The organism is Streptomyces sp. NPDC028331 (assembly GCF_055565775.1).
Map to the genome: position 1 here is coordinate 38,747 of NZ_JBVHTR010000028.1, position 12,616 is coordinate 51,362.

General features: G+C 70.1%; 9 protein-coding genes and 1 tRNA gene. 4 read left to right on the forward strand and 6 right to left on the reverse strand.

The genetic code is table 11. From position 1 onward, the window contains the following. Positions 1–146: 146 nt before the first annotated feature. Both purF and purM read left to right on the forward strand, forming a co-directional pair. Positions 147–1,673 carry an amidophosphoribosyltransferase gene (purF, locus tag ACZ4SW_RS31445; protein WP_468252227.1) on the forward strand — a complete coding sequence of 509 codons (1,527 nt, stop codon included), beginning with the start codon at positions 147–149 and terminating at the stop codon, positions 1,671–1,673. 36 nt (positions 1,674–1,709) lie between these two features. Then, the gene (gene purM / locus ACZ4SW_RS31450) at positions 1,710–2,810 is read left to right on the forward strand and encodes a phosphoribosylformylglycinamidine cyclo-ligase (RefSeq protein ID WP_468252229.1); all 1,101 of its coding nucleotides are present in this window, start codon (positions 1,710–1,712) and stop codon (positions 2,808–2,810) included. A 69-nt stretch (positions 2,811–2,879) separates the two neighbouring features. On the opposite strand, the gene ACZ4SW_RS31455 is transcribed toward purM, so the two are convergent. Next, positions 2,880–3,131: a DUF3073 domain-containing protein gene (locus ACZ4SW_RS31455; protein WP_468252230.1), complete on the reverse strand. Its 252-nt coding sequence runs from the start codon at positions 3,129–3,131 to the stop codon at positions 2,880–2,882. 312 nt (positions 3,132–3,443) lie between these two features. After that, positions 3,444–4,526: a Leu/Phe/Val dehydrogenase gene (locus tag ACZ4SW_RS31460; RefSeq protein WP_468252231.1), complete on the reverse strand. Its 1,083-nt coding sequence runs from the start codon at positions 4,524–4,526 to the stop codon at positions 3,444–3,446. A 234-nt stretch (positions 4,527–4,760) separates the two neighbouring features. On the opposite strand from ACZ4SW_RS31460, the gene ACZ4SW_RS31465 reads away from it, so the two are divergent. Continuing rightward, entirely contained in the window at positions 4,761–5,603 is an 843-nt protein-coding gene (locus tag ACZ4SW_RS31465) for a DUF8083 family protein (RefSeq protein ID WP_468252233.1), read from the forward strand. Between the two features lie 568 nt (positions 5,604–6,171). Continuing rightward, entirely contained in the window at positions 6,172–6,378 is a 207-nt protein-coding gene (bldC, locus tag ACZ4SW_RS31470; RefSeq protein WP_003949541.1) for a developmental transcriptional regulator BldC, read from the forward strand. A 477-nt stretch (positions 6,379–6,855) separates the two neighbouring features. Here the strand turns inward: bldC and ACZ4SW_RS31475 are convergent, their stop codons facing one another. The 4 genes from ACZ4SW_RS31475 to ACZ4SW_RS31490 form a co-directional block, all read right to left on the reverse strand. Further along, positions 6,856–7,059 (reverse strand): DUF6274 family protein, encoded by a 204-nt coding sequence (locus ACZ4SW_RS31475; RefSeq protein ID WP_468252234.1) that lies wholly within the window; start codon positions 7,057–7,059, stop codon positions 6,856–6,858. A 560-nt stretch (positions 7,060–7,619) separates the two neighbouring features. Continuing rightward, positions 7,620–7,694: transfer RNA gene (locus ACZ4SW_RS31480), tRNA-Asp, on the reverse strand. Positions 7,695–7,787: 93 nt separating this feature from the next. Further along, positions 7,788–11,756, reverse strand: coding sequence for an ATP-dependent RNA helicase HrpA (gene hrpA, locus ACZ4SW_RS31485; protein ID WP_468252235.1), 3,969 nt, complete (start codon positions 11,754–11,756; stop codon positions 7,788–7,790). Between the two features lie 148 nt (positions 11,757–11,904). Beyond that, complete coding sequence (locus ACZ4SW_RS31490) at positions 11,905–12,192, reverse strand: hypothetical protein (RefSeq protein ID WP_468252237.1); 288 nt, start codon at positions 12,190–12,192, stop codon at positions 11,905–11,907. Positions 12,193–12,616: the final 424 nt, after the last annotated feature.

Below are 12,616 nucleotides of genomic sequence, written 5' to 3' on the forward strand. Positions count from 1 at the left end.
TTGCGGCGCCTGGCTGACCAGCGGAAACGTCCGGGACACCGGCGTGGTCGCCGAGCGCGGGCCAGGGGCGATCGGCGACGTCGCACGGCGTGCGGCACTGAAGACCGGATTCGGACCAGTGCACGATCTCGCCTACACTCGGTGGCGTGCCACGTGGTGACGGTCGACTCAATCACGATCTGCTCCCCGGTGAGAAGGGCCCCCAGGACGCCTGCGGCGTCTTCGGTGTCTGGGCTCCGGGCGAAGAGGTCGCAAAGCTCACGTACTTCGGGCTCTACGCCCTCCAGCACCGGGGCCAGGAATCCGCGGGTATCGCGGTGAGCAACGGCTCCCAGATCCTCGTCTTCAAGGACATGGGCCTGGTCTCCCAGGTCTTCGACGAGACCTCTCTCGGTTCGCTCCAGGGTCACATCGCGGTCGGCCACGCCCGCTACTCGACCACCGGCGCCTCCGTGTGGGAGAACGCCCAGCCGACGTTCCGCGCCACCGCGCACGGCTCCATCGCGCTCGGCCACAACGGCAATCTGGTCAACACGGCGCAGCTCGCCGAGATGGTCGCCGACCTCCCCAAGGAAAACGGCCGCGCCACCAAGGTCGCCGCCACCAACGACACCGACCTCATCACCGCGCTGCTGGCCGGCCAGGTCGACGAGGACGGCAAGCCGCTGACCGTCGAGGAGGCGGCTCCCCAGCTCCTGCCCCAGGTCAAGGGGGCATTCTCGCTCGTCTTCATGGACGAGAACACCCTCTACGCGGCCCGCGACCCGCAGGGCATCCGCCCGCTGGTCCTCGGCCGGCTGGAGCGCGGCTGGGTCATCGCCTCCGAGACCGCGGCGCTCGACATCACCGGCGCCAGCTTCGTCCGTGAGATCGAACCGGGCGAGTTCGTGGCGATCGACGAGAACGGTCTGCGCACATCGCGGTTCGCGGATGCGAAGCCTCGCGGCTGTGTCTTCGAGTACGTGTACCTGGCCCGTCCGGACACCGACATCGCCGGCCGGAACGTGTACCTCTCGCGTGTGGAGATGGGCCGTCGCCTCGCCAAGGAGGCGCCCGTCGAAGCCGATCTGGTCATAGCGACCCCCGAGTCCGGCACGCCCGCCGCGATCGGCTACGCGGAGGCCTCCGGCATCCCGTTCGGCTCCGGCCTGGTGAAGAACGCGTACGTCGGCCGGACCTTCATCCAGCCCTCGCAGACCATCCGCCAGCTCGGCATCCGCCTGAAGCTGAACCCCCTCAAGGAAGTCATCAAGGGCAAGCGCCTGGTCGTCGTCGACGACTCGATCGTGCGCGGCAACACCCAGCGGGCCCTGGTGCGGATGCTGCGCGAGGCGGGCGCCGCCGAGGTCCACATCCGGATCTCCTCCCCGCCCGTGAAGTGGCCCTGCTTCTTCGGCATCGACTTCGCCACCCGCGCCGAGCTGATCGCCAACGGCATGTCGGTCGACGAGATCGGCCGCTCCCTGGGCGCCGACTCGCTGGCCTACATCTCCATCGACGGCATGATCGAGGCGACCACCATCGCCAAGCCGAACCTGTGCCGCGCCTGCTTCGACGGCGAGTACCCGATGGAGCTGCCCGACCCGGAGCTGCTGGGCAAGCAGCTGCTGGAGACCGAGCTGGCGGCCGGTCCCGCCGCCACGGCCGCGACCGACGCGATCCGTCGCCCGTAAGCCCCGTTTTCTCACCGATCGGAAAGATCCCAGGCAATGTCTGCTGCGTTTGATCAGTCGACTCCGTCGACGGGCACCCCCAAGGGCACTTCGTACGCGGCCGCCGGCGTCGACATCGAGGCGGGCGACCGCGCCGTGGAGCTCATGAAGGAGTGGGTGAAGAAGACGCAGCGCCCCGAGGTCCTCGGCGGCCTCGGCGGTTTCGCCGGCCTCTTCGACGCCTCCGCCCTCAAGCGCTACGAGCGTCCCCTGCTGGCCTCCGCCACCGACGGGGTGGGCACCAAGGTCGACATCGCGCGCCGGATGGGCGTCTACGACACCATCGGCCACGACCTGGTCGCCATGGTCATGGACGACATCGTGGTGTGCGGCGCCGAGCCGCTGTTCATGACCGACTACATCTGTGTCGGCAAGGTCCACCCCGAGCGGGTCGCGGCGATCGTGAAGGGCATCGCCGAGGGCTGCGTGCTCGCCGGGTGCGCCCTGGTGGGCGGTGAGACGGCCGAACACCCGGGACTTCTGGGTCCGGACGACTTCGACGTCGCCGGTGCCGGTACGGGCGTCGTGGAGGCCGACCTGCTGCTCGGCGCCGAGCGCATCCGCGAGGGTGACGCGCTGATCGCCATGGCGTCCTCCGGACTTCACTCCAACGGGTACTCCCTCGTCCGGCACGTCCTGCTCGACCGGGCGAACCTCGGCCTCGACCGGCACGTCGAGGAGCTCGGCCGCACCCTCGGCGAGGAACTGCTCGAGCCCACGAAGATCTACTCGCTGGACTGCCTGGCCCTGATGCGCACCGCCGAGGTGCACGCGTTCAGCCACGTCACCGGCGGCGGACTCGCGGCCAACCTGGCCCGCGTGATCCCCGACCACCTGCACGCCGTGGTCGACCGTTCGACCTGGACCCCCGCGCCCGTGTTCGACCTCGTCGGCCGGACAGGCGACGTCGAGCGCCTGGAGCTGGAGAAGACCCTGAACATGGGCGTCGGCATGATCGCCGTCGTCCCCGAGCAGTCGGTGGACGTCGCGCTCGCCGCCCTCGCGGACCGCGGCGTGGACGCATGGGTCGCCGGCGAGATCACCGAGCGGGGCGGCCACGCAACGGGTGCCGCCCTGGTCGGGGACTACGCCGGCTGAGACCCTGCCGACAGCACAGAACCCGGTCCGTGGCCAGGGCCACGGACCGGGTCACAGCTCGGTGCAGGGTCAAGCGCCGCGACGGTGCCGCGAGGACGACTCGTCTTGCTCGTCCTCGTCGTCGTCCGCGTACAGATCGGCGTACCGTGCGTACAGATCGTCGTCGTGCTCATCGTCCTCGAACCGGTCGCCGTTCGGCGACGCGTTCGACGTCGATGCGCCCAGCTCCTCGGCCAGGCGTGAGAGGTCCGTCCCACCGCTGTTGTACTTCAGCTGGCGGGCGACCTTCGTCTGCTTGGCCTTGGCCCGGCCGCGCCCCATGGCTCGACCCCCTCAACGACGGGGCTCGACGGCCCCAGAGTCTTGACACGCGTTCATGATCCGGAACGGACTCTCCGTGGAGAGACCGGCCCGTAGGGCTTCCACGGTACCTGAGCCCACGCCCATACGGTACGTCGCCCGCAGGACGGGCGTGTGCCCATGACCACCAAGGAGCCCTGTCCTCGCTGGTCACGGCCGATTTTAACCACTTATTGGCCGACGACCCGCCGATGAAAGTGAGAGTCCTCTCAAACTCGTCACCGGCGGGTACCGGTCAGCCCCGGGCGATCCCCCTGCGGCGCCCGCGGAAGGTCACCGTCCGCGGGCCTCCGCCATGCGCTGCTCGGCGATCCGGTCGGCCGCGGCGGCCGGCGGAATGCCGTCTTCCTTCGCACGAGCGAATATGGCCAGCGTGGTGTCGAAGATCTTCGACGCCTTCGCCTTGCACCGGTCGAAGTCGAAGCCGTTCAGCTCGTCGGCGACCTGGATCACACCGCCGGCGTTGACGACGTAGTCGGGCGCGTACAGGATCCCGCGGTCCGCGATGTCCTTCTCCACTCCCGGGTGCGCGAGCTGGTTGTTGGCCGCGCCGCACACCACCTTCGCCGTCAGCACCGGCACGGTCTCGTCGTTCAGCGCCCCGCCCAGCGCGCACGGGGCGTAGATGTCCAGGCCCGCGGTGCGGACGAGGGCGTCGGTGTCGGCGGCCACGGCGACCTCCGGGTGCGCGTCGGTGACGCGGCGCACGGCGTCCGGCCGCACGTCCGTGATCACGACCTCGGCGCCGTCCTCGAGCAGGTGCTCGACCAGGTAGTGGCCGACCTTGCCGACGCCCGCGATGCCGACCTTGCGGCCGCGCAGCGTCGGGTCGCCCCACAGGTGCTGGGCGGAGGCCCGCATGCCCTGGAAGACGCCGTACGCGGTGAGCACGGAGGAGTCGCCCGCGCCGCCGTTCTCGGGGGAGCGGCCCGTGGTCCACGGGCACACCCGGGCCACCACGTCCATGTCGGCCACATAGGTGCCGACGTCGCAGGCGGTGACGTACCGGCCACCGAGCGAGGCCACGAAACGGCCGTACGCCAGCAGCAGCTCCTCGGTCTTGATCCGCTCGGGGTCGCCGATGATCACGGCCTTGCCGCCGCCGTGGTCGAGGCCGGCCATGGCGTTCTTGTACGACATCCCGCGCGAGAGGTTCAGCGCGTCGGCGACGGCCTCCTCCTCGCTCGCGTACGGGTAGAAGCGGGTGCCGCCGAGCGCGGGGCCCAGGGCGGTGGAGTGGATCGCGATGACGGCCTTGAGGCCACTGGCCCGGTCCTGGCAGAGCACGACCTGCTCATGACCCCCTTGATCCGAGCGGAACAGGGTGTGCAGGACGCCGTCGGTTACGTCGGTCACGGTGGTGACTCCCGGTGGAGTAGCGGCGGTTGAGGGCGGGTCCCGTGCGGGTGGCGGGGCCCGTGGGCATGAGCGTAGAGCGTGCGGGCGTCCGCGTCGGGCGCAGTGCCGAGGATCACCCTCCCTCGGAGTACGCCCGGTCGGGTTCGTGGGACGATTTGCAGGGGTTTTCCACCTCGGCCGGGCCGGCGCCCGGGCGGGTTCGGGTTGGGTTCCGGTGGGGAGGGAGCAGGTGTGCCCAAGGTGTCCTCGGTGATCGTCCCGTACGCGTCCTACTTGCGCGTGTACGAGCCGCTGGCCGCCTTCCCGGAGCCGGAACGCAGCCACTGGGCGCGCTACGCCCGCCGCCCCGACCGCCCCTCGTACCAGGACGAACTGCGCCGTTCCCTGGCCGACTTGCTGCCCACGCCACCGGTCCCGGTACCGGTGCACGAGAGCGACGACGCCTTCGTGACCGAGGTCGAAGGGGTCCTGTGCGTGTGCCCCTGGCGCACCCGGCTGCGCGGCTGGCAGGCGCTCGGGGAGTTGCCCGAGGAGCTGCCGGCGCCGGTCCTGGACGCGGTGCTGCCGCCCGTCGTGCGCCGCCAGGCCGCCCAGGACTACGAGCGCTGGCTCGAGCGCAACCCGGACGCGCGCCCCTGGATCCGCACCGCGACCTGGCAGGTGCCGCTGAACTGGTTCGTGCTGGTCTCCGACGAGGAGCGCAGGTACGAGAAGGGGTCCGGCGGGGTTCCCCCGATGCTGCGCTACCGCACGCCCATGGTGCAGGCCCGCAGGCGCGTCGCGCGGGCGCTCAGGACGCTGAAGGACACGATCGACGAGGGGCCGCTCATCGACGGCCTGGTGGACGTCGGGCGGTGGCTGGAGGAGTTCCACCCGCGGTCGCTGGTCGAGCTGGACTACGGCGGGCTCGTCCACGTCCTGCCGGCCGTGGAGCTGGACGCGGACCACTCGGCCGCGGACGTCGCCGAGGGCATCGAGGCCCTGCGGCACGGGGACGGGGTGACGGCCGGGGAGGCGTACGGGCGGCTGGTGGAGCGCTGGCGGGCCGTACGGGAGCGCCGGTCGGCGAACTGAGGGAGCGGCCCCTCGACCGGGTCGTGGCGAACCGTTGCTCGAATTGTGACTCACGAGACATGGTGAAGTCGCAACCCTTGGCCCATGGTTGACGTACCGCAGTTCAGTGCGGGTTCGGCGCGGAGGACGTAGCGACCGATCCGGGCCTAATGCCGCCAAGCGTGACGGACGGCACTTACAAGGACCTTGCGTCTTACGACCCTCCTCATGCCAAAATAGGACAAGGAGCCCGGGGGAGGCCCCTTCTGCCCACATCTGGGCGGAAACTCAGCATTGCACTCTTTGGGGGGTCTCGTGCCTCCTGATCGCCCTGTGACTGATCGTCACAGTGGCGTGACTGTCCGCTATGGCATGGTCCATCGGCTTCCGTCGCTGATGAACACCTGGGAGGGCAATTCCATCGGTTTGGCCGACGCGGCTGGACAGATGGTGTAGTTGTAGTGCCGAGGACAAGCCGTTCGTCCTATAACCGACTCGACTCGCGTCCGCCATTTCGGGCAACGCGGGTCAAGGTGCAGAATTTAGAGGAAAGAACCGAGAAGGTTCGGTTCTCCCGAGGAGGCCGCTCATGACCGCTCGCACCCCTGATGCCGAGCCGCTGCTGACCCCGGCTGAGGTCGCCACCATGTTCCGCGTCGACCCGAAGACGGTCACGCGGTGGGCGAAGGCCGGCAAGCTCACGTCCATCCGTACGCTCGGCGGGCACCGCCGCTACCGCGAGGCCGAGGTCCGCGCCCTGCTCGCGGGCATCCCGCAGCAGCGCAGCGAGGCCTGACCATCGCATAGCCGGACCTACGCGCAGGTCCCCCACCTGCCGTGACGTCCGGAACAACAGCTCCAAGCGACGCGGGTTCTGCCCCAACAGGACTCACGCCCGAGGTCAACAGAGGCACGACAAGGGTGCGTCGTGGATCGCGCTGGACTCCGCCGGGTCCAGCGCGATCTTTTTTGTGCGCCGACCGGGGGTGCGGGGCCGGTCTGTGAGCGGCCTTGTCGAAGTCTGGGGAGCGGTGTCGGAACCGCTGTGTGCGACCTCAGAGCATGGTGCAATTGCACATATTAAATTGACCCTTTGTAGGAGAGGGGTAAGGGCGGCGGTCCCCGAAACTGGGGCGGTGACACCCGTCACATGCCAGAGTCCTTGTTGCGCAAGCGGTCTCTTTGCTAGGGAACGGCCCGCTGCGGAGCGGGTGTTGGGCGCCCGTACGTCCAGGAGTGCCCCCGCGGGCGCGGGATGAACCCCACCGGTTCGTCAGGCCGGCGCGGCGCTCTCGGAGGCGCTGTCGTCCTCCGGGGCCGTCTCCGGGGCCTCCTCGCCGCGCTGGCCGGGTTCCATGGCCAGGCGCAGCAGGTGGTGGCAGATCGGGCAGTGCCGCGTCAGATGGCGGTATCCGGCGGCGGCGGACAGGTGGGCGCGGAGCAGAGCACGGATCTCGTGCCGAACGGACGCCGCCATACGCCACCTCCCCGGGGCCGCCCCCGCCTCGGGGGGCCCTGACTTCCGGGGTACCGAGGGAAAGTGACGCCGTCAAGCCACGGGACGCCCGCGCTGCCGCCCGGGCCGCGCTCGGGGCCCGGCGCCCGGGGTGCCGTCACCGGGTTCCGCCCCGCCGGGCTCCGGGCGCTGTGCCGCCGTGGGCGGGGGCGCCGCGTCGGTGACGGTGGGCGGGTGGTCGCCCGGGGATGCCCGGGGCCACGCGGTGGCGGCCCGGCTCCGTGCCGCTTCCGGACGCTGCCGGCCGGCCTCCGCCGCGGCGGGACGTACGCCGACCGGTGACGCCGCCGCTGTCCCGCCCGCACCCTGCCGGGCCGTGACCTCTCAGGAACTGCGTCCTCCCCCGCCACACGGCGAAGTCCCGCGCCTGGCGGGGGAGAGAGGCCTTGAGCTGTCCGGCCCTGATGCCGGGGCGCGGCTGCGCCGCAGGGGCCGAGACCTCCGCCTTCGCCGGGCGGCCGCTCGGCGGGCGGTACGGCAAAGGCCCGCGTCCGTTGCCGGATGCGGGCCTTTGTTCGATGCGGTCCTGACGGGATTTGAACCCGCGGCCTCCACCTTGACAGGGTGGCGAGCACTCCAAACTGCTCCACAGGACCAGGTTTCGCGGCGCTTCTCGCGTCGTGCGCTGCGAGAAGAGACTGTACAGGAGGGTGAGCCCCGGGTCGAACTCACCCTTCGTGCACGCGTCGTCACGGCGCCGCCGCGTCGATCGCCTTCACGATCCGCTTGTCCGAGACCGGGTACGCCGTGCCCAGTGCGTGGGCGAAGTAGCTGACCCGGAGTTCCTCGATCATCCAGCGGATGTCCCGCACCGAGGACGGCACGGGCCGCCCCTGCGGCAACTGCTCCAGCAGCCACGCGTACTCGTCCTGCATCTCCCGGACCTTCTCCATGCGCGTGGTGTCCCGCTGCACGTTCGTCGGCATCTGCTGGAGGCGGCGGTCCGCGGCCACCAGGTAGCGCATCAGGTCCGGCAGCCGCCGTATCCCCGCCTCCGTCACGAACCCGGGCTTCACGAGGGCGTCGAGCTGCGCCCGTACGTCCGCCAGGTTCGGCAGCAGCGCCGGGCTGCGCACGGACTTCAGGCGGCGCTCACAGGCCTGCCAGGCGGCCAGCACCTGCTGCACCTGCGCGACCGTACGCACCGTCGTGTCGACGATCTCCGCGCGCACCCTGTCGAACAGCTTCCGGTAGGACTCCTCGTCCCACGCCGGTCCCCCGAAGTCCCCGATCAGCTTGTCCGCCGCCGCCGTCGCGCAGTCGTCGAACAGTGCCTGGATCGAGCCGTGCGGGTTCGCCGACAGGGCGAGCTTCTGCTGGTTGGTCAGCTTCTCGGAGGCGAACTTCGCCGGGTTCACCGGGATGTTGCGCAGGATGAGCCGGCGCGTGCCCTTCCACATGGCCTCGGCCTGCTCCGCCTCCGTGTCGAAGAGGCGCACGGACACCGTGTCGCCGTCGTCCACCAGCGCCGGGAACGCCTTCACCGGCTGTCCGGCCCGGCGCGTCTCGAACACCTGGGTGAGCGTGCCGATCGTCCAGTCCGTGAGGCCGGTGCGCTCCAGGGACTCCCCGCCCTGCCGCTCCGCGGTGGCCGCGGCGGCCTGCGACAGCGCCTTGCGCGCCCTGGGCTTGAGCTTCAGCTTCAGAGCCTCGAGGTCCTTGTCCTCCGCCAGCTTCCGGCGCCGCTCGTCGACGATCCGGAAAGTGATCTTCAAGTGGTCGGGCACCTTGGACCAGTCGAAGTCCTCCGCCTCGAACGGCACCCCGACCATCCGCTTCAGCTCGCGCGCCATCGCCGCCGTCAGCGGCTCCTGCAGGGGCACCGCCTTGTCCAGGAACGCCTTCGCGTAGTTCGGCGCCGGGACGTAGTTGCGGCGGATCGGTTTGGGGAGGGAGCGGATCAGTTCCGTGACCAGTTCCTCCCGCAGGCCCGGGATCTGCCAGTCGAAGCCCTCGTCGGTGACCTGGTTGAGGACCTGCAGCGGGATGTGGACGGTCACGCCGTCCGCGTCCGCGCCCGGCTCGAACTGGTAGGTGACGCGGAACTTCAGCCGGCCCTGGCGCCACGAGTCCGGGTAGTCGTCCTTGGTGACGGCGCCCGCCTTCTCGTTGATGAGCATCTCGCGCTCGAAGTCGAGGAAGTCGGGCTGCTCGTGGCGTTTGCGCTTCCACCAGGAGTCGAAGTGCGCACCGGACACGACGTGCTCGGGCACCCGCTGGTCGTAGAAGTCGAACAGCGTCTCGTCGTCGACGACGATGTCCCGCCGCCGGGCGCGGTGCTCCAGCTCCTCGACCTCGCTCAGCAGCCTGCGGTTGTCGGCGAAGAACTTGTGGTGCGTGCGCCAGTCGCCCTCGACCAGGGCGTTCCGGATGAACAGCTCGCGGCTGGCCTCGGGGTCGATCCGGCCGTAGTTCACCTTCCGCTGGGCGACGATCGGGACGCCGTACAGCGTGACCTTCTCGTACGCCATCACGGCCGCCTGGTCCTTCTCCCAGTGCGGTTCGCTGTAGGTCCGCTTCAGCAGGTGGCCGGCGAGCGGCTCGACCCACTCGGGCTCGATCTTCGCGTTGACCCGGGCCCAGAGGCGGGAGGTCTCCACCAGCTCGGCGGACATCACGAAGCGCGGGGGCTTCTTGAAGAGGGCCGAGCCCGGGAAGATCGCGAACTTGGCGTTCCGGGCACCCAGGTACTCGTTCTTCGCTGTGTTCTTCCCGCCCTCCCCCCCGGCGTTCTTCACGTCCTTCATGCCGATGTGCGACAGCAGACCCGCGAGGAGCGAGACATGGATGCGGTCGGCCGGGGCGTCGTCCTCGTTGACGTGGATGCCCATCTGCTTGGCGACCGTGCGTAGCTGCGTGTAGATGTCCTGCCATTCGCGAATGCGCAGGAAGTTGAGGTATTCCTGCTTGCACATCCGGCGGAAGGACGAGGAGCCCCGCTCCTTCTGCTGTTCGCGGATGTACCGCCAGAGGTTGAGGTAGGCGAGGAAGTCGCTCGTCTCGTCCCTGAAGCGGGCGTGCTGCTGGTCGGCCTGGGTCTGCTTGTCGGCGGGCCGTTCGCGCGGGTCCTGGATGGACAGGGCGGCGGCGATCACCATGACCTCGCGGACGCAGCCGTTCCTGTCGGCCTCCAGGACCATGCGCGCCAGGCGCGGGTCGACCGGAAGCTGGGCCAGCTTGCGGCCGGTGTCGGTGAGGCGCTTGCGGGGGTCCTTCTGGGCGGGGTCGAGCGCGCCCAGCTCCTGCAGCAGTTGCACGCCGTCACGGATGTTGCGGTGGTCCGGCGGGTCGATGAAGGGGAACTTCTCGATGTCGCCCAGGCCGGCGGCGGTCATCTGGAGGATGACGGAGGCGAGGTTCGTCCGCAGGATCTCGGCGTCCGTGAACTCCGGGCGGGCGAGGAAGTCGTCCTCGCCGTAGAGCCGGATGCAGATGCCGTCGCTGGTCCGGCCGCAGCGGCCCTTGCGCTGGTTGGCGCTCGCCTGCGAGATCGGCTCGATGGGCAGCCGCTGGACCTTCGTCCGGTGGCTGTACCGGGAGATCCGGGCGAAGCCGGGGTCGATGACGTACTTGATGCCCGGGACGGTGAGGGAGGTCTCGGCGACGTTCGTCGCGAGAACGATCCTGCGGCCCGTGTGCGGCTGGAACACGCGGTGCTGTTCGGCGTGGCTGAGCCGGGCGTACAGCGGCAGGATCTCCGTGAACCTGTACTGCTTCCTGGTGAGCGCGTCCGCGGTGTCGCGGATCTCGCGCTCGCCGGAGAGGAAGACGAGGATGTCGCCGGGACCCTCGGCCATCAGTTCCTCGACGGCGTCGATGATCGCGGTGATCTGGTCCCGGTCCGCGTCGTCGGAGTCCTCCTCCAACAGCGGCCGGTAGCGCACCTCGACCGGATAGGTCCGGCCGCTGACCTCGACGATCGGCGCGTCGCCGAAGTGCCGGGAGAAGCGCTCGGGGTCGATCGTGGCCGAGGTGATGACGACCTTGAGGTCAGGGCGCCGGGGGAGGAGCTGGGCCAGGTAGCCCAGCAGGAAGTCGATGTTGAGGGACCGCTCGTGGGCCTCGTCGATGATGATCGTGTCGTAGGCGCGCAGCTCGCGGTCCGTCTGGATCTCGGCGAGCAGGATGCCGTCCGTCATCAGCTTGATGAAGGTCGCGTCCGGGTTCACCTGGTCGGTGAAGCGGACCTTCCAGCCGACGGCCTCGCCGAGGGGCGTGTCCAGCTCCTCCGCGACGCGTTCGGCGACCGTGCGGGCGGCGATGCGGCGGGGCTGGGTGTGGCCGATCATCCCGCGGACGCCCCGGCCGAGTTCGAGGCAGATCTTGGGGATCTGGGTGGTCTTGCCGGAGCCGGTCTCACCGGCCACGATCACGACCTGGTGGTCGCGTATGGCGTCGGCGATCTCGTTCTTCTTCTGGCTGACCGGGAGTTGTCCGGGGTACGTGACGGCGGGCACGCGGGCGGTGCGCTCCGCGATCCGCGCCTCGGCCTTGGCTACCTCCGCCTCGATCTCGGCGAGTACGGCGGCCCGGGCCTCGGGCTTGCGGATCTTGCGCGCGCCTTCGAGCCTGCGGCCGAGCCGGTGCGCGTCGCGCAGGGAGAGCTCGTTCAGGCGGGGGGCGAGGGTGCCGAGGGCGGGGGCGGGATGCGTAGACATACGCGGTCCAGGATCTCACCTCGGCGAAAATCGTGGCTAACGAATTGCCGTCGGCGGACGGCGGGGCGCGGCGTGCGGAGGTCGGGAGGCCTCTGGGGCCCTTCCGCGTGACGGGCGCGCAACGGGGCGCACGTCGCCTGTCGCGGCACTAGTGCTGCTGCTGGGACGCCGGCGGTGCCTGGTCGCGGGCGGCCATGGACTTCGCCGTGTTGGAGACCGCCTTGATGCCCAGATACGCCGTGGTCACGCTGCTGACGGCGGTGAAGGCCGCGGTGAGGACGCTCACGATCACCGATGTGTTCCCGCCCAGGCGCCAGACGCCGAAGGCCGCCACGCCGGCTATGGCCAGATTGGTGGTGATCACCGCGAGCAGGCCGTAGCGGGCCCGGGTCTTCTCCAGATCGTCCCGCACGGCTCCCGCCTCGTCCCGGCTCATGACTCCCCCACGGCTGCCCCGACCCGGCAGAACGTAGCGCCCGGAAGGGGACATGCCAAGCGGGCGCGGCGGGGAACCGCCGGCGCGGACCCGTGTGATCGTCGTGACATGCTGCTTTCGGCGCAATCGGGCGTTGTGGGCGGTTCGGCCGTCACGCTGTGCCTGTTGATCACGGTCCAGGTCGAGGAGACCGCCGGCACACAGGTCGCGTGAGCGGCTCTCCGGGAGGATCCGGCGGGCCGTTCACGACGTGATGGGGATGGCGAACACATGGCTGATGAAGCGAGGTCGGGGCCGACCGGAACAGGCACAGGGACATCACGACGCCGCGTACTGACCACGGCTGCGCTGGGAACGACATGCGCGGCACTGCCGGGACGGGCCGTCGGCATCGGGCACGGCGCCTCGCACGAAGGGGCGCACA

Coding starts and splice junctions, on each gene's coding strand:
- bldC (WP_003949541.1), top strand. CDS start 6,172: ATGACCGCTCGCACCCCTGATGCCGAGCCGCTGCTGACCCCGGCTGAG.
- hrpA (WP_468252235.1), bottom strand. CDS start 11,756: ATGTCTACGCATCCCGCCCCCGCCCTCGGCACCCTCGCCCCCCGCCTG.
- ACZ4SW_RS31475 (WP_468252234.1), bottom strand. CDS start 7,059: ATGGCGGCGTCCGTTCGGCACGAGATCCGTGCTCTGCTCCGCGCCCAC.
- purM (WP_468252229.1), top strand. CDS start 1,710: ATGTCTGCTGCGTTTGATCAGTCGACTCCGTCGACGGGCACCCCCAAG.
- ACZ4SW_RS31455 (WP_468252230.1), bottom strand. CDS start 3,131: ATGGGGCGCGGCCGGGCCAAGGCCAAGCAGACGAAGGTCGCCCGCCAG.
- ACZ4SW_RS31490 (WP_468252237.1), bottom strand. CDS start 12,192: ATGAGCCGGGACGAGGCGGGAGCCGTGCGGGACGATCTGGAGAAGACC.